The sequence below is a fragment of the Natrialba aegyptia DSM 13077 genome (genome assembly GCF_000337535.1).
GTDB classification, from domain to species: Archaea; Halobacteriota; Halobacteria; order Halobacteriales; family Natrialbaceae; genus Natrialba; species Natrialba aegyptia.
Window position 1 is genome coordinate 242,236 of record NZ_AOIP01000032.1, and the last position, 22,260, is coordinate 264,495.

Genomic DNA, 22,260 nt, shown 5'->3' on the forward strand with positions numbered 1-22,260 from the left:
TGGGACTGATTCTATCTGGTTCGACTCGGCAGTTCCTGAAGGCAGTTCCGACAGAACGTATAGAAGTAGTCGTTCTCCGTCGAACAGTACGGACACGGCCCCTGCGGGGCTGGCTCGGTCGATGGGCCGGTGGACTCGCGCATATGCGAACGTCGGTTCGGCCGGCGAAAAGGATAGCTCCGGCATTCGAAGGGACCGTCAGTAGCAGGGCACGGGATTCATGACCGATCTCGCTGTCCGTGCAATTCTGGCGGGAAACAGGAATGCCGTTCCCGAGTTCCAGAGTTCACGGCAGCTTCAAGAGACTGTAAGAGACTACAGGAGGCTTCAGGAACCTTCAGGATTAGTGTCGGTATCGTTGGATCCGTTCGTCGGAGACTGAACTCGCTCCTCGGCTCGCGCCTTGAGCGCCTCGTTCATCGCTCTAAACCCCCGTTCGAGTTGCTGTTCATCGAACAGGAGCGGAACAAGTATCCCGCGGAACGTCTCGCGGTGAAGCAACCTGGTTCGGTCGCCCCCGTCGATCGGATCGAGATGGAACTCGTGATAGCCGTCGAAGATGAAGGGGACTCCGAGTCGGCCGAGCCAGGCTAACCGGCGGTTCTCCTCGACAGCGACGACGACCGGCGTAAACGTCATCCCCCGCGATTCGGGCGGCTCAATTCGAACCTCCAACTCCGCTTCCACCGCCGGGTCCCCTTCGATCGACCGGACGAACGGATTCCACTCGGGATAGCTGTCGAACTCGAGGAGTACGTCCCAGACGACGGCTGGTGGGGCATCGATATCCTCGAAGACTTCGATTACGTTCATGGTGGTTGTTACCATTCTGGTCGCGTTTCGCGCATCCGGGTGCGACTCCGCGAATATCGGCGCGATTGCGCGCCAGTGTTCGTATCGAGTCCGTTCGTAGACTGCCATAACCCACCACTTAGCTATTTGCGTCTGTTAGAGCTGTTATAAAATCCTGGGAGACTCTCTCTAAATCCGTCGTCCGTCGCGGAGGGGACGACCCGTGAAACGTCTCGGAAAACTGTAGAAGGACGGTGGCGTCCCGGTGTGATCGAGAAAAAACTGATCTGCAGTTACGACCCGTATTGATGTGGGAGGAAGCATTTCGGGAACGGTCTCACCGGGGACTGTAACCAGGAATCGTCCCGGAACGCGCCGGCCCGACCTATTTCCCCGCAGTTAGTGTCTATGCTCCTATGACGAACGTCGCGATCACCGGTGCGTCCGGCCGGGTCGGCAGAGAAGCTATCGAGGCGTTTGCAGACCGAGAAGAGTCGCTTACGCTGTTCTCACACAGCGAGTCGGAGGACCTCGAGACGACGCCGATCGAAATCGCCGACCGCGAGGCGGTCGCGGACGCACTCGAAGGCCAGGACGTACTGCTCCACCTCGCCGCCAATCCGGACCCGCGCGCCGCGTGGGACGCCGTTATGGGACCCAATATCGAAGGCGTCTACAATATCTATGCCGCAGCCGTCGAGAACGATCTACGGCGCGTCGTCTTCGCGAGTTCGAATCACGCGGTCAATATGGCGAACACCGTCTCCCCGACGCGGCCGGAGTCGACGGTTGGCAGCCCCGACATCGTTCGGCCCGACGATACCCTCGATCCCGACACCTACTACGGGGTGACCAAGGTGTTCGGCGAAGCGATGGGCTCGTACTACGCCAAGCGCCACGGCCTGGACGTACTCAACCTCCGGATCGGCTGGCTCCTCACGCGCGATGAACTGCGATCGGAGGTCGCCGACCGGGACGGTGCCGGCGAACGATTCGCCCGCGCGATGTGGCTCAGCCCCGCGGACTGCCAACAACTCATGCGCGTCTCCGTGACGGCCTCGCTCTCGGAAACGCCCCTCACTGCTCACGGCATCTCGGACAACGCAGAACGATTCCTCTCGCTCTCGGAAACCCTCCTTGAACTGGGTTACCGTCCGCAGGACGACTCGGCAGTCGTTCTCGAGTGAGCCAGTCAGCTCACAGCCACCCCGCTCTATACGCTCCACACGTACGTTTTTATATCGATACGCGAATGTCTCTGTGTAATGAGGATTGGGAGACGGTCGCTTCCACGGCTCATCGACTACGCACTCGCCGTCGTCGTGGTGGCCGTTGCAGTGTGGACGTTCACCGGCGTCCCAGAGCCCTACCCAGCACGGCCGACGCTCGGTCCCGTCCCGGTGAATCCTGAACTCGTGTTTCCGGGGCTACTCGGTCTGGTCGTGCTCTCACGACTCATTACCGACGAGTTCAGTGGCGCAACGCCGATCGTCGGTGTCCTCGGCACCCTGACGCTGTTTCTGGCGACGATGAGCATGTACATTTTGTACGCCGCTGAGGCCGGCGGCGTCTTCGTCGGCGGCGCGTTTACGCTCCTGAGCGGAATCGTCCTCGCGGCGGTCGTGCTCTTGCAGGGAGCCGTTCGCACGGGTCGTCGCTGGCGGCGAACGGCGGACGTTTCCGTCCAGTGAGAACGGCCGGGTGCAGCCGTGTTGCGCGGCGATGCGACCGTCTTGGGGATCCCTCTCGGATCGAAAGACCGAATATCGGGACGTTCGTACCGTCTCCTATGTCCACGAAGGTGTCCGACTCGACGGGCTACGTGCCGAATCCCCAGATGTCGGTGTTCGGCTACGTGATGGCCGCGGCACTCGCGGTGTTGCTCTTGCCCGCGCTGCCGATCATCGTTCTGGCGTGGATCCTCTGGCGCGTCTTCTTCGCGGAGGAGCCGGTCGAGTCGAGCTACGAGGACTGGCGCACAGAGACGCAGAACCGGTAGCTGTAGCGTTCTATCCTCCCTGCTGTTACTGCTCACCGCTTTCCGATCATCACTCACTATTCACTGCTCACCGCTTACTGGCCCACTCACTCGGCCACCAACGACTCGAGTTCGTCCGGCGGCCCACCCGGAAGCTCGTCCCGATCGTGCGGCGCATCGAACGCCAGGTCGGGTCCGCGAGCGACGATCCGGTTCGGATTGACGTCCGGATGCGTCGTGTAATAGTGCTCTTTGATGTGGGCCATATTCACCGTCTCGGCGACTCCCGGCGTCTGATAGAGATCCCGCAGGTACGGCCAGAGCGCACTGAACTCGTGGATGGCTTTGACGTTGCACATGAAGTGAGTGTGGTAGACCTGGTCGAACCGGATCAGCGTCGTGAACATCGCGATATCGGCCTCCGTGAGTCGGTCGCCGGCGAGGTATCGCTGCTCTTCGAGCACGTCGTTCCAGCGCTCGAGCGCCGAGAACAGGTCGTCGATGGCCTCGTCGTAGGGCTCTTGCTCGGTGGCGAAGCCGGCGCGATAGACGCCGTTGTTGATCGGGTCGTAGATCTCGTCGATGATCCGGTCGACCTCGTCGCGGTAGCCGTCGGGGTAGAGGTCGACATCGCGAGTCGCCAGGTCGTCGAACGCGGTATCGAGCATTCGCATGATCTCCGCGGACTCGTTGTTGACGATGGTGTTTTCCTGTGTGTCCCAGAGCACCGGCACCGTCACTCGACAGGTCGCGTTCGGATCGGCCCGCACGTACAGTTCGCGCAAGTAATCGGCGTCGTGGACGCGATCGCGCGTACAGCCGTCCTTGTCGGGCGTGAACTGCCAGCCGCCCGCCTCGCGGAAGGGATCGACGACGGAGACCGAGATGGCATCTTCGAGTCCCTTCAGCGCGCGTGTCACGAGCGTTCGGTGTGCCCACGGGCACGCGTAGGAAACGTACAGATGATAGCGGTCCGCCGCCGGCTGAAATCGCGCGTCGGGATCGTCGCGAACCCAGTCCCGGAACGTGGTATTCTGTCGATCGAACGCCCCGTCGTCGTCGGTCGATTCGACAGCATCGGTTCGCCACTCGCCGTCGACGAGCATGTTCATACGGACCCTACTCGGGCGAGCCCTAAAGGGAACTCGCCGAGACGGCAGACCGGCGATCAGACGATCGCACTCCCGACCCAGTATCCCACGCCGACGGCGAGAAGGAGGACGCCTTCGAGTCGGTTTACCCGCCGTCCGGTCGCGAGCAGCACCGTTGCGACGAGGGTCACGACGAGCAGCCACACCAACCCGGGGAGGACGGCGGGATCGACGGCCAGTGGTCGGATAATCGCGGCGAGTCCGAGAACGCCGAAGAGGTTGAACACGTTCGAACCGATGACGTTTCCCGCGGCAATCGAAACGTCGCCGCGGCGGGCTGCAACGACGGCCGTGACGAGTTCGGGAAGCGATGTGCCGGCGGCGACGACCGTGACGCCGATGAGCCACGTGGAGAGTCCGATCGAGAGGGCGATCGTCGTCGCGGAATCGACGAGTAAGCGACTGCTTCCGATGACGAGGAGGAGACCGACGAGAAAGCGGGCGCTTTCGTAGCTGCGGTGCAGGGATCGCGGTTGTTCCCGCTTCGGGTCCTGTCGTGGTCCCTGTCGACCGGGCGGCGTCTGCCGATCGCGCGGGTCGGCAGTCGTGGTGTCGGGGTTCGAACCGCTCGTGCTGCGTTCTGACTCGGCGGCGCCAACAGTGTTGTCTCGAGTCTGCGAGGGTACATCACTCGCAGCGGGCGCTGTAGCCGTTTCGTCCTCGGTTGTGCGCCGGATCTCGACGCCGATTGCCCCGAGATACGCGATCAGCAGCACGAGCAAGAGAGCGCCTTCCGGGCGCGAGACGACGCGGTTTGTGAGAACGCCCGCCGCGATTACCGTCGCTGCAGCCAACGCGAGGGCATCGCGGCGAATCATCGTTTCGGTAACGCGAAACGGCGCGAGGATGGCGACGATGCCGAGGATCACGCCCAGGTTGAACACGTTCGAGCCGACGACGTTTCCGACGGCAACGTCGCCGGTTCCCTCGAATGCGGCGACCGCCGAGACGGCCAGTTCCGGGGCGGAAGTGCCGAACGCGACGACGGTCAGACCGATCACAAGCGGAGAGATACCGGCTGCGCTCGCGATGTTCGTCGCAGCAGCGACGAGCCATCGTGCGCCGAGCCAGAGGCCGATCGCAGCACCAAGCAGTGCGACGACGGTGACGAGCGTCGACACGAGTCGAACAATCGGGAGACTGCGACAAAAACCCGCCTCACTGCTGCAGGACTGATATTTCGTAACCGGGACAGAACGGGGAAAGGCCGCCACTATTCGACAACACTTATCTGCCGAGTTTGATAACGAGTCGCGTGTGTTACGATGAGTACTGATAATAGTGACTCACCCGACGCGGACCCGAGTGAGTCATTCGTCCAGGATACCGGCGAAGAGGGGCCACGAATCGAGTTCTACGGTGGCCGGGGAATGAGCGCGTTTCCGATCGTGTTCTTCATCCTCTGGGCGATTGCCCAGACAGCCTTCTGGCGAATATCGGATGAAGGTGGACTCGTCATCGGTATTCTGGTCGGCCTGATCGGGGGGATGTTCTTCGTTCGGGGAGATTGGAAGACCTATGCGAATACGATCTTCGAGGGAATGACCCAGCCGGTTGCCGTGACGGCGATCGTCGCGTGGATCTGGGCCGGGATGTTCGCCCAGTTGCTCCAAGATGGCGGCTTCGTCGATGGGCTGGTCTGGTTCGCCAACACCGCCGGCATCGGTGGCGCGCTGTTCCCTGCGGCGACGTTCGTCCTCGCCGCGGTGTTCACGACGGGGATCGGTACGGGCTACGGCGCGTCGATCGCGTTCGTCACGCTGTTTTTCCCGGCCGGCCTCCTGCTTGGAGCCAACCCGATTTTGCTGTTCGGCGCGATCCTCTCGGGGGCGATCTTCGGTGACAACCTCGCACCCGTCAGCGACACGACGATCGTCAGCGCCGTCACGCAGGATTCGGACATCGGCGGCGTCGTCGCCTCACGGTTCAAATACGTCATCGTCGCCGCAATCGTGGCGTTCGCCGGCTACCTCGTCGCCGGTCAGTTCATGGGCGGCCTCGGGATCGGCGGCGACGCGCAGGAACTTCTCGTCGCCGAAAGCGAACCGATCGGGCTCGTTCACCTCCTCTCGATGGGCGTCGTGATCGGCACGGCCGTCGCCGGCCGTCACATCGTCGAGGCGATTTCGTGGGGTATCGTCGTCGCGGCGGTCTCCAGTCTCGCGCTCGGCCTGCTGTCGCTCGGCGACATCGTCTCCTTTAACGCGCCGGCGGACGCGCCGCTTTCCCAGCCGCTCGAGTTCTTGCCGATCCTGACGGTCGTCGAGAACCCAGACGACGTCGGCGTCGGCGGCAGCCTCATCCAGGGGGCGGCCGGCTTCTTCGAACTCGCGATTCTCGTGTTGTTGATCATCGCGGCGGCCCAAATCATGATCCGCGGCGGTGCCTTTCAGGCGATTCTGGACTGGTCGATCGAGAACCTCGCGACGAACGTCCGCAACGCCGAACTCACGATGGTCGGCTCGGCGGCGCTGATCAACGCCGTCATCACGATCAACACGGCCGCGGAGGTCGCGATCGGGCCGTACATCTCGAAGATCGGCGAACGGTTCAACCTGAACGGCTACCGGCGAGCGAACATTCTGGACGCACAGACCGCCGCGCTTGGCTACATCTTCCCGTGGTCCGGCGGCGTGCTCGCCGGCTACTCGGCGATGCAGGAGCTGCCCGGCGAGTTCGAGTGGTTCGACACCGGCATGCTCGTGACGCCGATCGACGTCGTCCCGTTCGTCTTTCAGGGCTGGTTGCTCGTCGCCGTCTTCATCATCGCAGCGCTGACCGGCTTCGGCCGGGAGTACATTATCGACCGCGAAAGCGAGGAGGTGGCACGACTATGAGCGTCTTCACAAAATTCCTTCGTGGCTGGCAGTTCCGTGACTCGAGTCCGTCGCTCACCGTAGGCGACGAGTGTAGCGTCTTCGTCGCAGAAACGAACAGCGACGGCAACGGCCACGTCTACATCGGTGACACGCACCTGCTCGTCGAGGGTGCCGGCCCGGAGACGGCCGAAAAACGCGTTCGCATAGAGGTCACCGAGTTCGACGAGACGAACGCAACCGGCCGCGCCGAGTTCATCGAGGTCGTCGGCGAGAGCTCGTACACCAACTAGGGCTGACGGCGATCCCGATGGGGTCGTTTTCGATCGACTGCGCGTTTTGGGTCGCCGCTGCGCGTTTTGTCGGAACGGTGTGCGTGTAGACTGGAATCAAGTCTTTAAGGCGGGTGGGTGTGCACCCAGAGGATACAGGAGATACTGAGCATGGCAGACGACGAGGGCGACGCGGACGAAACAGGGCGACACCGACAGAGCCGACTCGTCACCGACGACGACGGCCAGTTCGATGCCGAGCGCGCCCGCACCGAATCCCTCCCGATCGAAGACGGCGACATCATCGACACGGATGAACTCGCCGACCACCAGCACTACGTCGAGGGGAGAGGGATCTACGACGACCGAAACCGGGTCAACGACCTCACCGGCAAGGAGTGGAAGTACGCGACCAAATCGGTGATCGCGGAGGCGTATCCGCCAGACGTACAACACGACTTGCGCAGCGAACACGGCGGACAGAAACCGCCCAGACTCTGTGCGGACCTTATCGACCGGTTCAGCAAGGCCGGCGACACGGTTCTCGATCCGTTCGCCGGCGTCGGCGGGACCCTCCTCGGCGCGAGTTTCTGCGAACACGAGGGCACCGGTCTCCGGGAGGCTATCGGCTTCGAGCGCACCAAACGCTGGATCGAAATCTACGACGATGTCCTCGAGCGCGAGAACGACGCCCGCAGCGCACGCGGCGAACCCGAACTCGCCGCCCAGGAACTCCGCCACGGCGACTGTCGCGATCTGATCGAGGACGTGCCCGACGACAGCGTCGACCTCCTGCTGACCGACGTTCCCTACTGGCACATGGACGAACTCGAGCAGACGCGAAACGAACGCGAGACGCGGGAGAGCAAGCTGGGGTCGTTCGACGCGAACACAACAGACGGAGCAGACGCAACGAATGCAAGCAGTGAGGGAACAGCAGAGACCGGGATCGGAACCGAGTCCGAGTCCGAATCCGAATCCGAATCAGCAACCGCAACGAAAGCCGACTGGCTCGCCGACATGGCCGCGAAATTCGACCGCTTCACCGACGCCGTCGCCCCCGACGGCCACGTCGTCGTCTTCATCGGCGACATGTACCGCGACCAGTCCTACGAGTTCCTCTCGGCCGAACTCGCACGGGCGATCGAGTCGACCGCGCCGGTGACGCTCGCGGCGAATCTGATCTGGTACGATCCGACGAAGGACCTGCACGTCTACGGCTATCCGTTCTCGTTCGTGCCGTCGATGGTCCACCAGAATATACTCGTGTTTCGGCCGGATGGCGGATCCACGGACCGGGCGTAGCGGCTACTGTAGCGCCGCTCGGACCTCGTCTGCACTGCTGGTTTCCGTCACGACGGCGACTTCGTCGCCGGCCTCGAGTTCGGTGCCGGGAAGCGGGATAGTAAGCGATTCGCGCGCGCGACCGTGAGCGTAGATGCGGGCGGACTCCGGCAGGTCGAGTTCGCTCATTCGTTTGCCGATAGCGGCTGACTCGTCCGGAATCTTGAGGACGGTGAGCTGGAGGGTTGCCGCCAGGTCGGTGACGACGTTGAAGTCGCCGCCGAGCATGGCGGTCTTCGCGCCGGCGGCACCGAGGCGTTCGGGGTAGATGATCTCGTCGACTTCGTCCGCGTACTGTTCGTAGATGTCCTCGCGGTAGTCCTCGTCGATCCGGAGTGCGGTCCGACAGCCGTGGTGGTTGCCGACCATGCAGGCGGCGAAGTTGGCGTTGAGGTTGGGTGTAAACGCGCCGATGGCGTCGGCGGTTGCGATTCCGGCGTCGGTGAGAACTGCCTCATCGGAGCCGTCGCCGTGGATCGTCTCGAAGCCCTCGTCCGCGGCTCGGTCGATCCGGTCGTGGTCGTTGTCGACGATGACGACCTCGTGGCCTTCCTCCGAGAGGATGCGGGCCGTTCGCGAGCCGACTCTTCCGTATCCCACGATGACGAATCTCATGGTACCACAGTACGTAGCCGGGGCTAAAATACGTTGGTCCTGATAGAACCTCGGTCGCAGTCGTTCAACGGTGTGCGGACGGCGCTCCGCGTGGCCTGGAATATACACGAATGTGTATACCACTGGCGGGAAGGCAGACGAAAACTCTTAACTAAGGTCTGTGGTTATGCTTGACCATCCAACATGGGGGTTACCGAAACGATCGCGGATTACTTCGGATTCGACGAGTACGAGACGGACCTCTCGACCGAACTGATCGCGGGGCTGACGACGTTTCTGGCGATGTCGTACATCATCGTCGTCAATCCGCTCATCCTGGGGGAGGCGATCGAACTCGAGGGGTACTCCGGAGCGCAAGTGACGCAGATGATCGCCGTCGCGACCATCCTCGCGTCGGTCGTCGGGACCACGGTCATGGCGCTGTGGGCGAATCGGCCGTTCGGACTCGCACCCGGCATGGGACTGAACGCGTTCTTCGCGTACACCGTCGTCCTCGGTCTCGGCGTGCCCTGGCAAGTCGCCCTCGCCGCCGTCTTCGTCGAAGGACTCATCTTCATTCTCCTGACGGTGGTCGGCGCGCGCCGCTACATCATCGAACTGTTCCCCGAACCCGTCAAGTTCGCCGTCGGTGCCGGGATCGGTATCTTCCTGCTCTTTCTCGGCCTGCAGGAAATGGAACTCGTCGTCTCCGACCCCGAAACGGCCGTCACCCTCGGCAACGCCGCGACCAGCCCCATCGCCGCCCTCTCGGTCGTCGGCCTCGCCCTGACGCTCGCCCTCTACGCCCATGGCACCCGCGGTGCAATCGTCATCGGGATCGTCTTCACCGCCCTCGCCGGGTGGCTGGTGACCCTTCTCGGCATCGTCTCACCGAGTGAACTCGCACTCGAACGAGAGTATAACTTGGTCACGAACGACGGACTAAGCGGTATCATCGACTTAATTCTGAACGTCCAGTACGACTTTACGCCGCTCATCGCCGGCTTCGTCGACGGCCTCGGGATGATCGCCGAAGATCCGGTCGTCTTCGCACTCGTCGTCTTTACCTTCTTCTTCGTCGACTTCTTCGATACGGCGGGCGCGCTCATCGGCGTCTCCCAGATCGGCGGCCTCCTCGACGAGGAGGGGAATCTCCCCGAAATCGAAAAGCCGCTACTGGCTGACGCCGTCGGCACCACCGTCGGCGCGATGATCGGCACGTCGACCGTTACGACGTTCGTCGAGTCCTCCGCCGGACTCGAGGAGGGCGGCCGAACCGGCTTCACCGCGCTCGTCGTCAGCGGGTTCTTCGTCCTCTCGTTGCTCTTCGTCCCCCTGATGGCCATCATCCCGCAGTACGCGATCTACGTCGCCCTCGTCGTCGTCGGTCTCATCATGCTCCAGGGCGCAGCGGACATCGACTGGCAGCACCCGGCCTGGCTCATCCCCAGCGGCCTGACGATCACGGTCATGCCGCTTACCACCTCGATCGCGAACGGACTCGCCGCCGGGATCATGAGCTACCCTCTCGTCAAAGCCGCCGTCGGCGAACGCGCCGACGTTTCGCCCGGCCAGTGGGCCCTCGCCGTCGCGTTCGTCCTCTACTTCGGCGCGTACTTCGCCACCGACGCCGGATTCCTGACGTTCTAACCCTCTTTCTCTCCACTCCGCTTCGTTCCACAATTAGCCCTCTTTCGCCCGATTTTCCCGGTTCGATCCACCTACTCTGCCCCGCAGAGTTAGTGACACGAGAATCAGTCGCCAAACACCAGGACACCGCCGACGGAATCTCGAACGTGGAACCCCAACTACTCGAGGCCGATACCCGCCGCGACCGGTGCGCTCATACGTTCCGCGTCATTATCTTGCGCTATGGCTGCCATTACCATGTACGAACTCCCCGGCTGTCCGTACTGCGCGAAAGTCCGCTCGAAACTCGACGAGCTCGAACTCGAATACGATACCATCGAAGTACCACGCTCACACGGCGAGCGGACCGAAGTCGAGGACGTAAGCGGCCAGACCGGCGTCCCCGTTATCATCGACGAGGACAACGGTGTCGACGGAATGCACGAAAGCGACGACATCGTCGAATACTTAGAAGAAACCTACGCGTAGAGGCGATTCTCGGGCGAACAAGCGGCTATTCGTCGGTTACTGACGATCACCAGAACGGACGATCAGCCGTCGGTTCACACGACACTAGTACTGGTGAACGCGAGTGAGATCATTCCGGAGATCTATCGTCGCAAAACTCAAGCCGCCTCCTCGTGCTCTGCTCGCTCCCGAATCACGTCCCGAAGTTCGTCCGTGTCGTGTAGATCCGCGAGTTCGTCGCGCTCGACGAGCGCGGTACCGTCGACGGCGTCGCGTTTCGCCCGGTCGACAACGTAGACAGATCGCGTGCGAGTGACGCGGCCAATCGAACTCATGATGCGGGCGCGTTTTTCGGCGGCTTTGGTGAACTCGGAGTGGCCGGTGAGGACGACCTCGCTGTCGTCTTCGTCCTTGCTGACGGCCTTGAACGGCGAGCGGATCGTCGGATGGACGCTGTAGCCGGCCCGCGTGAGGACGGCGACGACCTGTTCGTCGCCGGGGTCCGCCTCGGGGTCGTCCGGTGTCGACTCCGTCTCGTGTACATCGTCGGTTCCGTCGAGGACGTCGACGGGACTGGTCAGCGGTGCCTCGAAGAGGTCTTCGAGCGCCATGGCGACCTCAACGGAGGCGTTCATCCCGTCCTCGTACTTCGAGACGGTCCGACGGGAGACGCCGAGTTCGCTCGCGAGTTGGCCGAGACTCCAGTCGCGATCCTCGCGTTCGTCGGCGAGCAAATCGCCGTCGATGTTGACGTAGAGGCCGCCCGGCGCGGCGTAGATCAGCGGCGGGACGCCTTCGATGAACAGGTTGTACGCGGTATCGGGGCTGAAGACCGGAACGCCGTGCCGGAAGTAGACGACGTCCGGTTTGAGATCCTCGTCGCGACTGCGCAAGCCGATCACGATCGGCGTCGCCTGCAGGTAGGTACCGAGACGACGCATCTCGTGGCCGGTCGCCTCGTTGAAGGCGTCGATGTTGCCGAGAATCTTGACGAGTAACAGATCCTCGCCGCGACGCGCAGCGATATCGAAACTCTTCGGTCGGATCGCACACCGGTCGCTCACCACGAATCCCGCGTCCTCTAACATCGCGGTCACGTTGCCGACCAGTGCGGAGCGGGACATAGGGGGATGTAAGCTATTCCTCGTATAAGAGCGTTTCCCCGCGATGCCCGTCTGCGGTGTCGCGATTGCGGGGTGTATCAGCAGTATACTTATATACTGCTTCCGTTGCGTTGTGATAATTGTTCGTTCCGGCCGCCGCTCCACCGCCGCCGTCCTCGCGGCACCCGTCCCCGCCCCAGGTAACACACGCCGCCCGCATCGAAAGGCGTTACTCGCCGCCGGCACAACCACCGTCGATGACCGTCGTCGGGATCGACGATACGGACTCCCGCGAACGCGGCATGTGTACGACCTACGCCGCCGCGACGATCGCCGAGCGACTGCGCCGCGACGCCGGCGCTTCGATCGATCGCGTTCTCCTCGTCCGGCTCAATCCCGCCGTCGAGTTCAAGACGCGCGGAAACGCGGCGCTCGCGATCCACACTGATTGCGACCCCGACCGCGCGTTCGAACTCGCGCGCGCCGAACTCGAGTCGCTCGCGGAAACGCGGGACGAACGGACGAACCCGGGGTTGGTCGTCGCCGACGTCCGCCCGGACGCCGACGACCTGCCGGCTGAACTCGGCCGGTTCGCGATGCGGGCGATCCGAGAACACCTGTCCATCGAGGAGGCCGGGGCCGTAATCGACGGCTACGGCTACCGGTCGTGGCACGCCGGTAACGGTCGCGGGCGGATCGGCGCGCTGGCCGCGATCGGTGCCTGGCGCGCGCTCTCTGCGTGGACCTACGAGTTCATCTCCTATCGCGAGCGGGATCGCTGGGGGACGACGCGAACGGTCGATCCCGAGAGCGTCTTCGACGCCGCGGAGCGGGGGTATCCTGCGGTCTGGGACACCGTCGACCGCGGCGAGAACGAGACCGTTTGCGTGCCCCACACTCCGGGGCCGATTCTGCACGGCATCCGCGGGGACGATCCCGATCGGGTCCGTCGGGTCGCCGAACGGATCGAGAGCGAGCCGGTTCGGACGAAGCAGTTGTTCGTCACGAACCAGGGGACGGACGTGCATCTGCGGGATCTGACTGGGGACGAAGCGGGCGAACGAGCGCAGGAACCGGAGTCAAAAGCCAGCCATACGCCAGTCGAACTGCAGGACGGCCGTTCCTATCAGCTCGATGTACGCGTCGCCGAACCGCCCGAAACGCGGCGCGGAGGGCACGTGTTCGTCGACGTGGCTACAGACTCCGACGGAACTCGAGTGACGGCCGGCGACGGAGACACTGTTCCCGCTCCGCGGTCACGCCCCACACTCACCTGCGCCGCCTTCGAACCCACGAAACGCTTTCGCGACCGCATCCGCGCCCTTCGTCCTGGCGACGACCTCACCGTCTGCGGCGAACTCGCGGGCGGCACCCTCAAACTCGAGAAGTTCGCCGTCCGCGACCTCGTGACCACTGAACTCGTCACGCCCACCTGTCCGGACTGCGAGCGGACGATGGAAAGCGCCGGGCGAAATCAGGGGTATCGCTGTCGCGACTGCAAGACGAGTGCGGCCGGAAAAGAGCGGGTACCGATCGAGCGCTCGCTCGAGCGCGGCTGGTACGAGGTGCCGCCGTGTGCGCGACGACACATCGCGAAGCCGCTGGTTCGAGGCGGATTCGACGGCCCGATTCACCCGGAGCGCTGATCGCCGGACTCTCCAGGCGGGACGATCAGGGACAGTCAGGGCATACTAACGCCGCGGCGCACGAGAAACTCGCTTGCGCCCTTGATCTCGACCGGACTGCCGATGATCCGATAGTAGCGCTCGCCCTCCGGAACGATCGTCACGACGAACTCGTCGTCGAGCCGCGGCTCGAGGTTCTCGAGCGTCTCCCGAGGGAGCACGATCTGCGTACTCTCGCGCAACTGCGACGGATCCGACATTCGTCTAGGGATCGTCTATTCGCACCTCGTTTATGTGTGTCGAAATTTATTTGTATTGGTGACGGTGTGGCTGGACGACACCGAATACGGACGAACCGCGAGTGATAACTGGGGCTCGCTGGGAGCCCGTCGTCACCGCATCGCGGTTCCCGCTGCTCGTTCCGTCGCATGGAAAGGGTTTTTCGGGACGACCGGCTGGGTATAGACAAATGGGGCTCGAGGAGGATATCGAGGAGATCGAAGACGAAATCGCCAACACCCCCTATAACAAGTCGACCGAGGCACACATCGGTCGCCTCAAGTCCAAGCTCGCGGAGAAAAAGGAAAAACTCGAAAACCAGCAATCCGGCTCCGGCGGTGGCGGCGGCTACTCCGTCGAAAAGCACGGCGACGCGACGGTCGCGCTCGTCGGCTTCCCGAGCGTCGGGAAGTCCTCGATGCTGAACTCGCTGACCAACGCCGAGAGCGAGACGGGGTCCTACGAGTTCACGACGCTCGACGTCAACCCGGGGATGCTCAGCCACCGCGGGGCGAACATCCAGATGCTCGACGTGCCCGGACTGATCGAGGGGGCGGCGTCGGGCCGCGGCGACGGCAAGCAGGTGCTCGCGGTCGTCCGGAACGCCGACCTGATCGTGTTCGTGCTGTCGGTGTTCGAGATCGAGCAGTACGATCGGTTGCGGGAGGAACTGTACGACATTAACATCCGCGTCGACCGAGAGCCGCCGCGGGTGACGGTGCGGCCGAAGATAAAAGACGGGATCAAGATCACCTCGAGCACCGAGCAGGACCTCGACGAGGAGACGATTTCGGACGTGTTGCGCGACCAGGGCTACGTCAACGCCGATCTCAACTTACAGGAGAACGTCACGATCGACCGGCTGATCGACGGCCTGATGGAGAATCGGGAGTACATCCCGTCGATCACCTGCGTCAACAAGGTCGATCTGATCGAACCGTCCTACAAGGAAACGGTCGACGAGCAACTTCGCGAGCGCGACCTCGATCCCGAGGAGGTGACGTTCATCAGCGCCGAGAAAGAGAAGGGGCTCGACGCGCTCAAGGATCGAATCTGGAACAACCTCGATCTGATTCGCGTCTACATGGACAAACCCGGTCGCGGCGTCGACTGGGAGGAACCGCTCGTGATCGAACGCGGCTCGACCGTCGGTGAGGCGGTCGAGAAACTCGGCGGCGAGATGGAAGAGCGCTTCCGATTCGCCCGCGTGAGCGGTCCCAGTGCGACCCACGACGAGCAGCAGGTCGGCGAGGGCCACGTGCTCGAGGACGAGGACGTGTTGAAGCTTATTTTACGGCGGTAGCGGTCGATCCGGCGGTGTCTAGTGCCGACCGTTCCTGGGGTGATGAACAGTCGTTCGCCGGCACGAGACTTACCGGCCGGGCCGTTCTACGACCGCTGATGTCGAAACGCCCAACCGGAACGATGGACGTGGATCGACTCCTCGAACTCCGCGTCGCCGACGCCGTGCTTCCGGCTGAGACGGATTCGAATCCGCTCCCGGCCGATGCGGATCAGCGCCGCACCGAGAGCGGAGACGAGCGAACGTACATCGTGGACATAACCGACCTCGTCGAGCGCACGGAGCTTCCGTCCGATCCCGTTATCGACTGGAACACCGACGACCGAGATGCCGATCCGATGCTCGTCTTCGCACCCCTCCCGCCGGACGAGATCGACGACGCGGCCTTCCCGCGACGAGTCATCGAGACCGACGACGGAACGTACGCGCCCGTTCCCGACGACCTGCTGCGGGTCGATCCGGACAGCGGACTCGGTATCGACCTGGCGACCTACGATGACGACAACCCGCTGCTGTTCGAAGCCGTCGCGACCGACGAGACGATCGGACTCCTCCCGGCCAGGTTCGCCGACGGAACGCCGTTCGACGCCGAGCCGCTCCCTGAAACACCGTCCGAAAGCGATCCGGTCGCCGAGGAAACCCTCGCTCACGAGTTCGAGACCGAGGCCGACGCTAACGCCGATACCGAAGCCACAACCAGGGCGACGCCGCGCCCCGAAACCGTCGATGCACCGATCGATGCGGAGATCATCGCAACCGTCGTCGACGAAACCGAAACCGCCGAGAGTGAACTCGTCGACGCACTCGAGACGATCCACCAGCACGACCTCCTGACCATCGAGGATATCGTTCCCGGTCGAGAACCGCTCTCGATCGGCAGCCGCGTCATCTTCCCCGTCCCCGCGGACGCCTGGACGGTCGAGGTCGGCGCTGAACTCGACGCCGACGAGGGCGTTCTCGAGGCCGCTCGATCGGCCCACGAGAGACAGGCAAACCGGCTCCTCGAACGCGCGGGCGCAACGGACTACCGAGACGAACTCGCGGACGACGAGTTCGCAGTTGCGGTGTCGGTCGAACTGGATACTACCGAATGGAGCAATACTGGCGATAACGGGAGAGAGTAACTGACACCCCCATGTTCCGCCGATACGGAGGTCGGAGTCCCGTCGACCACAGATGCCGATCCTATTTATAGGGCGACTCGCTGAGTATGAGCATATGGCGGAAGCGCTCTCACTCGTGCCACCGTTGCTCGCGATTATGCTCGCGATCGTGACGCGTCGGCCGATCCTGTCGTTGTTCATCGGGATCTGGTCGGGTGGCGTCATCGCAACCGGGAGTATCGGACTCGGACGAGCGTTCGGTTGGATCGCCGGTTCGATGGCGGATATGTTCCACGCTCAGATCCTGATTTTCACGCTGTTGCTCGGATCGGGCGTTGCACTCATCTGGCGACTCGGCGGCGCGACTGCGGTTCGAAACTGGGCTACCGCACGGCTCAAGACCCAGCGAAAGGCCGGACTCGCGGCCTGGATCCTCGGAATGCTCCTGTTCTTCGACGACTACGCTAATACGGCTATCGTCGGGAGTACGATGCGCGAGATTTCCGATCAGATGCGGATCTCCCGCGAGAAACTGTCGTACATCGTCGACTCGACGTCCGCACCGGTGGCGACGCTCGGCCTCTCGAGCTGGGTCGCCTTCCAGCTCTCGATGATCGAAGACGGGTATGCGAGCCTCGTCGACAGCGAGGAGGTCAACGTGGCTGCAGCGGAGACGCCGGATGCGTTCGACACGTTCGCCGCCTCGATCCCCTTTAACACCTACTCGCTGCTTGCGATCGTGATGGTCGGGATCATCATCATCTCGCGTCGCGACTACGGGGAGATGCTCGGTGCCGAGCACCGCGCCTGGCAAACCGGGAAAGTCAACCGCGATAATGCACAGCCGTTACAGGAAGCCGAGGACGACCTCCGTGCGCCGATCGAGAAACGACCGATGCTGCGGACGTTCTTCGCCCCGATCGGCGTGTTGATCGCGGTCGCGCTCTCGGGTGCGTTCTGGACCGGGTACCAGACGTGGCTCACCGACCAGGCCGACGCGGGCGAGACGACCTCGCTCGTCACCGCGGTAGCCGGTGACGACCTCTTCGCGACGAGTTCGAACGCTGTCGGGGAGTTCATCGACATCCTCGGCAACGGCGACTTCGCCGCCGCCCTCATCTGGGGCTCGTTCGCGATGGTTGCAACGGCGATCGCAATCGGCATCGTCTACGACCTCTTCGACATCGACGACGGCATCGAGACCGTACTCGAAGGATTCCACCTCATGCTCACCGCCGTCACCGTGCTCGTCCTCGCCTGGGCCATCAGCGCCGTCGCCGAGGACCTCGGCACCGGCGACTACGTCGCAACCGTCGCGGAGGGCGTCGTCTCGCCCGAACTCCTCCCGATCGCCGTCCTGTTCGTCTCCGCGTTCGTCTCGTTCACCATGGGCTCGTCGTGGGCGACCATGGGCATCGTCACGCCGACCGCTATCACGGTCGCTTACAACCTCACCGGGAACTTCGAACTGATGCCGATCGTCGTCGGCGCAGTGTTCTCCGGAGCGATCTTCGGCGATCACACCTCGCCGATCTCGGACACCTCCGTACTCTCCTCGACGTTCACCGGCGCGGACCTCATCGATCACATCCGTACGCAACTGTACTACGCAAGCACCGTCGCTCTCGTCGTCGTGGTCTGTTACATCCTCAACGGCTACCTCGGCGTTCCGCCCGTCGTCTTCCTCCCCCTCGGCGTGATTCTGCTCGTCGGCCTCGTCTACGCGTTCTCCGAACTGCAGGGTCTGCTCACGGGCGTCGATCCGAAACCGTCGACCGTCTCGACCGACGCCTCCCGCGACGGCCGGACCGTCGGGGCGCCCTCCGGTCCCGGCCCCGAAGACGCCGAGTGAACCGCCGCCTTCGCCACGCTTTTTGTACCGCCGAGCGTGATCTCGCGTATGGACGGCACGCTCGACCACGTAATGCTTCGTGTCGCAGATCTGAACGACTCCCTCGAGTGGTACCAGACCCACCTCGACTACGAGGAGAAAGACCGCCACGAAGGCGACAGCTTCACCATCGTCTACCTCGGCCCCGAGGATATGCACGAAGACGGCGCGATGCTCGAACTCACCCACAACGAGGACGAGGACGACCTCGATGTCGGCGACGCCTGGGGCCACATCGCCGTCCGCGTCCCCGAAGGTGAACTCGAGGACGCCTACCAGCAACTCATGGACAACGGCGTCGAGGACTACCGCGATCCCGAATCCTGCGGCGGTCGCTACGCGTTCGTCAAGGACCCCGACGGCCACGAGATCGAGATCGTTCAGCGCGATCAGGGCGCACGCTGGTCGCTCGACCACACGATGATCCGAATCGAGGACGCTGACGAGGCACTCGGGTTCTGGACCCGCAAGTTCGAGTACGAACACACCGGTCGCTGGGAAGCCGACTCCTTCTCGAACTACTTCATGAAACCCGCGGATGCCGCGCCCGAAGAGATGTCCGTCGAACTCACCTACAACTACGACGGGCGAAGTTACGACATGGGCGACGCCTGGGGCCATCTCTGCGTTCGCGTCGACGACCTCGAAGACGACTGGGACCAGTTGCTGACCCGCGAAACGGCCGACTACCGCGATCCGGAGAGCAACGACAACATGTACGCCTTCACGAAGGATCAGGACGGCCACGAGATCGAACTCCTCGAACGCGATCCGAGCGCCGACTCGCTGTTCCCGTTCTAGGGATTTCGCACGGAACGACTAGTTACCCGAATCGATCTTCTCTCCGATCACTACCGCAACTCGAGGAAGTCAGTTGAAATATACGTCCATTTCTGATATTGCCAGAAGGTGATACCTTCAACAACTTTATGCCGACGGCCGTTCGTTCCTCCGGACGAATGGTAACCGGGTGGCGATTTCGAATCGGAAGCGTTTTCGGAGTCATATTCCTGACATCTCTTGCCGTTACCATCGCCAACCACCCAGTTTCACAAGCACTGTTTACGAGCGCCGTACCGTTGTTCAATCGGCTCGAAGTCACCGTCCTGACCGGTGAATCGTTCTTCTGGGCGATCCTGTTGAGCGTCTTCGCCGTAACCGGCTGTCTGCTCCCGCTCTATAAACCGCGTCCTCGACGAACCCTCGATACGGCCCTGTTCGCCCAGAAACGAGTGCTCGTCGCAACGTTCGTTCTCGCAACACTTGGCTACTTCAAGTGGTCACATCGCCTCCCGCGGGCAACGCTCGTGATGCTGACCACGATTTTGCTCGTGACGATCCCCGCATTGTTTCTGGCCATCAGACGCCGGCCCGCCGGATCAACCGGCCGGACGCTTATCGTCGGGGACGATCTCTCCCAGATCGAAGACATCGCCCCCACCGTCGATGCGGCGCTCGTCGGCTATCTCTGTCCCTCAACCGCGACGACGCTTTCGTTCGACGAGGATCGATTCTACGAGGAATCACTGACGGCCGACGGCGGCGTTGCCCTCAGTGATTCGGAACCGGAATCAGAACCGGAACCGGAACCGGAAACAGACACGGACGCGGACACGCCACAGCAGCGACAGTCTCACACCCACGTTCACGAACAGCGTTCGAACGCGACTGTGAACTCCTCCACCACCCAAACGCAACAGCAGGCCCAAACCCAGAGTCAAACGCAGACCCAAGCCCGGACTCAGGCTCAGACCCAGAGCCAGGATCACACACTCACCCACGACCACAACCACAACCACAATCATACCCCCAATCAAAATCGCAGCCCCGACCCACACCACACCCACTCACAGCACGCCAACTCCCACCAGACTACACTCGATACGCTACCCAGACGCGGTGGCCTGTCGAGACTCGAGACCGTTCTCGTCGAAGACGACATCGATACGGTCGTTCTTGCCTTCCACCAGCCGGACCGCGCAGAGTTCTTCGGTGCGCTCGATACGTGCCAGGAACACGGCGTCGGTGTGAAGGTGCATCGTCAGTACGCCGACAGCGTCCTCGTCTCGTCCGGAGCCGTGGACGAACTCGTCGACGTCGACCTCGAACCGTGGGATCCGTTCGATCACTTCTTCAAGCGCGTCTTCGACGTGACCTTTGCGCTGATCGGACTCGTCGTGTTCGCACCGATCATGGTCGCAATCGCGGCCGCGATCAAACTCGACAGTTCGGGACCGGTGCTCTACAGCCAGGCGCGCACCGCCGGCTTCGGCGAAACGTTTCCCATCTACAAGTTCCGGACGATGATCCCGGAGGGTGAAACGGCGATACCGACGACCGACGAGGAAAACGACCGAATCACGCGCGTGGGACGCGTCCTCCGGCGGACGCATCTCGATGAACTCCCGCAGCTCTGGTCGATTCTACTCGGGGAGATGAGTGTCGTCGGTCCGCGGGCAGTCTGGACCGACGAGGAACCGATACTCGAACAGGATGCGCCCGCCTGGCGAAAACGCTGGTTCGTCAAGCCGGGACTAACGGGGCTTGCACAGATCAACGGGGCAAAGAGTACCGATCCGAACATGAAACTCCGGTACGATCTCGAGTACATTCGAACGCAATCGGTCTGGGTCGACTGCCTGATCGTCATCCGGCAAGTCTGGATGGTCATCGACGAGTTCAGAAGCTGAGATAGTGGGGGTACAGCGAAAGCGAGTCGCTGGCAACCGAATCGGAACACCTATTCCGACGGTTCCGTTCGCTTCTAACGAGTAACGGCCGCATGAGGGGACCGGGAACGGGATGGACTCGCGTAGTTACAATCGTCGCGGTAGTTGCTGTTCTCGGCGGGCTGTTCATCTGGGCGGGGACGATGCCGACCGATCCGCTGGAGCAACCGGTATCCGACGAGACGGAGGTCCCCGGAGACCGAGGTGCCTACGTCGGATCGACGGTGACGCTCGGTGGGCAGGTCGTCGAGACCGATCCGGTCGTCATCGCGACGAGGGCAAGCGGATACGGGCAGTTCACCGTTATCGGCGCGACCGAAGCGCTACAGAATACGGACGGGCCACTCGAACGTGGCGATCACGTCACCGCGTACGGCACGCTCGAGGACGAGTCCACGCTCGTCGCCGAACGAACGCTGACGCGCGAGCCAAGCGAGACAGGGTACATGTATCTCGTTTCGTTCCTCGGCGGGCTGTGGGTAGTCGGTCGGTTCGTTCGTGGCTGGCGGTTCGACTGGGAGACACGCGCGTTCGTCCCGCGAGAGCGCCCCTGGAGTCTTTCGCGTCTGCTCGGCAACAACGAGCAGCCACGCCGTGACCGGCGAGGTTCTCGTGGCGATCGATCGTCGACCCAGTCAGATCGGACCGGGGGTGATCGGCGTGCCTGACGTGCTGACGCACGTCCTCGTCGGGTACAGCATCGGGACCCTGCTCTCGTTTCGATACGCGTGGCTCCGGCCGGCACACGTAACGCTGGTTATGATCGGGGCACTCTCGCCGGATTTCATGAAAATCGATCTGCTCGTTCCGGACGGCCTCGTCGGGTTCCTCCTCGGCATCCCGTTTTCGTGGGCACCGCTGCACACGCTCGTCGGTTCGCTGCTCGTTGCATTCGTCCTCGGAACGCTGCTCATCGCGCCTGCGCTTCGCTGGCGCGCGTTCGGCCTCTTCGTGATCGGCGCACTCTCTCACCACGTCCTCGACGTTGCGCTCGTGACGGCAACGGGCTACTCCTATGCCGTCTTCTGGCCGCTGACGACGTACCGGTTCCCGGCCGCCGACCTCTTCCTGAGTAGTGACCGCTGGCCGGCACTGGTGGCCGGTGGACTCGCGCTTACAATCTGGCTGGTCAGGCAACGGATCACGACTGCCGAGAACGATCCCTCGCGGCTATAGAGACAGA

At 62.9% G+C, this 22,260-nt stretch carries 23 protein-coding genes; 16 read left to right on the top strand and 7 right to left on the bottom strand.

Features of this window, described 5'->3' with window-relative positions; genetic code table 11:
- Positions 1–11 precede the first annotated feature (11 nt).
- Together C480_RS24925 and C480_RS15210 are read right to left on the bottom strand one after the other, a co-directional pair.
- Positions 12–143 (bottom strand): DUF7577 domain-containing protein, encoded by a 132-nt coding sequence (locus C480_RS24925; RefSeq protein WP_444993533.1) that lies wholly within the window; start codon positions 141–143, stop codon positions 12–14.
- Between the two features lie 184 nt (positions 144–327).
- A complete protein-coding gene (locus tag C480_RS15210; protein WP_049903790.1) occupies positions 328–813 on the bottom strand; it encodes an SRPBCC domain-containing protein in 486 nt (161 codons plus the stop codon).
- 395 nt (positions 814–1,208) lie between these two features.
- Between C480_RS15210 and C480_RS15215 the strand changes: the two genes are divergently transcribed.
- From C480_RS15215 to C480_RS15225, 3 genes are all read left to right on the top strand, one after another.
- Positions 1,209–1,979: an NAD-dependent epimerase/dehydratase family protein gene (locus tag C480_RS15215; protein WP_006666511.1), complete on the top strand. Its 771-nt coding sequence runs from the start codon at positions 1,209–1,211 to the stop codon at positions 1,977–1,979.
- 78 nt (positions 1,980–2,057) lie between these two features.
- Positions 2,058–2,483 carry a hypothetical protein gene (locus C480_RS15220; protein WP_006666512.1) on the top strand — a complete coding sequence of 142 codons (426 nt, stop codon included), beginning with the start codon at positions 2,058–2,060 and terminating at the stop codon, positions 2,481–2,483.
- Between the two features lie 98 nt (positions 2,484–2,581).
- Positions 2,582–2,791 carry a DUF7535 family protein gene (locus C480_RS15225; protein ID WP_006666513.1) on the top strand — a complete coding sequence of 70 codons (210 nt, stop codon included), beginning with the start codon at positions 2,582–2,584 and terminating at the stop codon, positions 2,789–2,791.
- An 86-nt stretch (positions 2,792–2,877) separates the two neighbouring features.
- On the opposite strand, the gene C480_RS15230 is transcribed toward C480_RS15225, so the two are convergent.
- Together C480_RS15230 and C480_RS15235 are read right to left on the bottom strand one after the other, a co-directional pair.
- The gene (locus C480_RS15230) at positions 2,878–3,882 is read right to left on the bottom strand and encodes a glutathione S-transferase family protein (protein WP_006666514.1); all 1,005 of its coding nucleotides are present in this window, start codon (positions 3,880–3,882) and stop codon (positions 2,878–2,880) included.
- Between the two features lie 56 nt (positions 3,883–3,938).
- Positions 3,939–5,042, bottom strand: coding sequence for a calcium/sodium antiporter (locus C480_RS15235; RefSeq protein WP_006666515.1), 1,104 nt, complete (start codon positions 5,040–5,042; stop codon positions 3,939–3,941).
- A gap of 144 nt (positions 5,043–5,186) precedes the next feature.
- Here C480_RS15235 and C480_RS15240 point away from each other — a divergent pair, with 144 nt between their 5' ends.
- From C480_RS15240 to C480_RS15250, 3 genes are all read left to right on the top strand, one after another.
- Positions 5,187–6,758, top strand: a complete 1,572-nt coding sequence (locus C480_RS15240) for a Na+/H+ antiporter NhaC family protein (protein WP_006666516.1) — start codon at positions 5,187–5,189, stop codon at positions 6,756–6,758.
- Positions 6,755–7,030, top strand: a complete 276-nt coding sequence (locus tag C480_RS15245; protein ID WP_006666517.1) for a DUF7513 family protein — start codon at positions 6,755–6,757, stop codon at positions 7,028–7,030. The genes C480_RS15240 and C480_RS15245 overlap by 4 nt, the downstream gene beginning before the upstream one ends.
- A gap of 150 nt (positions 7,031–7,180) precedes the next feature.
- Positions 7,181–8,314: a DNA methyltransferase gene (locus C480_RS15250; RefSeq protein ID WP_006666518.1), complete on the top strand. Its 1,134-nt coding sequence runs from the start codon at positions 7,181–7,183 to the stop codon at positions 8,312–8,314.
- Between the two features lie 3 nt (positions 8,315–8,317).
- On the opposite strand, the gene C480_RS15255 is transcribed toward C480_RS15250, so the two are convergent.
- Positions 8,318–8,968, bottom strand: a complete 651-nt coding sequence (locus C480_RS15255; RefSeq protein WP_006666519.1) for a potassium channel family protein — start codon at positions 8,966–8,968, stop codon at positions 8,318–8,320.
- A gap of 183 nt (positions 8,969–9,151) precedes the next feature.
- Between C480_RS15255 and C480_RS15260 the strand changes: the two genes are divergently transcribed.
- On the top strand, positions 9,152–10,597 hold the full coding sequence (locus C480_RS15260) for an NCS2 family permease (RefSeq protein WP_006666520.1): 1,446 nt from the start codon (positions 9,152–9,154) through the stop codon (positions 10,595–10,597).
- A 222-nt stretch (positions 10,598–10,819) separates the two neighbouring features.
- Entirely contained in the window at positions 10,820–11,065 is a 246-nt protein-coding gene (locus C480_RS15265) for a glutaredoxin family protein (protein ID WP_006666521.1), read from the top strand.
- Between the two features lie 137 nt (positions 11,066–11,202).
- On the opposite strand, the gene C480_RS15270 is transcribed toward C480_RS15265, so the two are convergent.
- Positions 11,203–12,168 carry a transcriptional regulator gene (locus C480_RS15270; protein ID WP_006666522.1) on the bottom strand — a complete coding sequence of 322 codons (966 nt, stop codon included), beginning with the start codon at positions 12,166–12,168 and terminating at the stop codon, positions 11,203–11,205.
- Positions 12,169–12,404: 236 nt separating this feature from the next.
- Here C480_RS15270 and C480_RS15275 point away from each other — a divergent pair, with 236 nt between their 5' ends.
- Positions 12,405–13,793 carry a tRNA(Ile)(2)-agmatinylcytidine synthase gene (locus C480_RS15275; protein ID WP_006666523.1) on the top strand — a complete coding sequence of 463 codons (1,389 nt, stop codon included), beginning with the start codon at positions 12,405–12,407 and terminating at the stop codon, positions 13,791–13,793.
- Positions 13,794–13,828: 35 nt separating this feature from the next.
- On the opposite strand, the gene C480_RS15280 is transcribed toward C480_RS15275, so the two are convergent.
- Entirely contained in the window at positions 13,829–14,032 is a 204-nt protein-coding gene (locus C480_RS15280; RefSeq protein WP_006666524.1) for a VNG_1110C family protein, read from the bottom strand.
- A 209-nt stretch (positions 14,033–14,241) separates the two neighbouring features.
- On the opposite strand from C480_RS15280, the gene C480_RS15285 reads away from it, so the two are divergent.
- From C480_RS15285 to C480_RS15315, 7 genes are all read left to right on the top strand, one after another.
- The gene (locus C480_RS15285) at positions 14,242–15,354 is read left to right on the top strand and encodes an OBG GTPase family GTP-binding protein (protein WP_006666525.1); all 1,113 of its coding nucleotides are present in this window, start codon (positions 14,242–14,244) and stop codon (positions 15,352–15,354) included.
- Between the two features lie 98 nt (positions 15,355–15,452).
- Positions 15,453–16,478 carry a hypothetical protein gene (locus C480_RS15290; RefSeq protein ID WP_006666526.1) on the top strand — a complete coding sequence of 342 codons (1,026 nt, stop codon included), beginning with the start codon at positions 15,453–15,455 and terminating at the stop codon, positions 16,476–16,478.
- 94 nt (positions 16,479–16,572) lie between these two features.
- Positions 16,573–18,309: a Na+/H+ antiporter NhaC family protein gene (locus C480_RS15295; protein WP_006666527.1), complete on the top strand. Its 1,737-nt coding sequence runs from the start codon at positions 16,573–16,575 to the stop codon at positions 18,307–18,309.
- Between the two features lie 48 nt (positions 18,310–18,357).
- Positions 18,358–19,149: a VOC family protein gene (locus C480_RS15300; protein ID WP_006666528.1), complete on the top strand. Its 792-nt coding sequence runs from the start codon at positions 18,358–18,360 to the stop codon at positions 19,147–19,149.
- Between the two features lie 158 nt (positions 19,150–19,307).
- On the top strand, positions 19,308–21,038 hold the full coding sequence (locus tag C480_RS15305) for a sugar transferase (RefSeq protein WP_241433836.1): 1,731 nt from the start codon (positions 19,308–19,310) through the stop codon (positions 21,036–21,038).
- 92 nt (positions 21,039–21,130) lie between these two features.
- Positions 21,131–21,745: a hypothetical protein gene (locus tag C480_RS15310; RefSeq protein WP_006666530.1), complete on the top strand. Its 615-nt coding sequence runs from the start codon at positions 21,131–21,133 to the stop codon at positions 21,743–21,745.
- The gene (locus C480_RS15315) at positions 21,729–22,253 is read left to right on the top strand and encodes a metal-dependent hydrolase (protein ID WP_006666531.1); all 525 of its coding nucleotides are present in this window, start codon (positions 21,729–21,731) and stop codon (positions 22,251–22,253) included. Before C480_RS15310 ends, C480_RS15315 begins: the two co-directional genes overlap by 17 nt.
- Positions 22,254–22,260 lie beyond the last annotated feature (7 nt).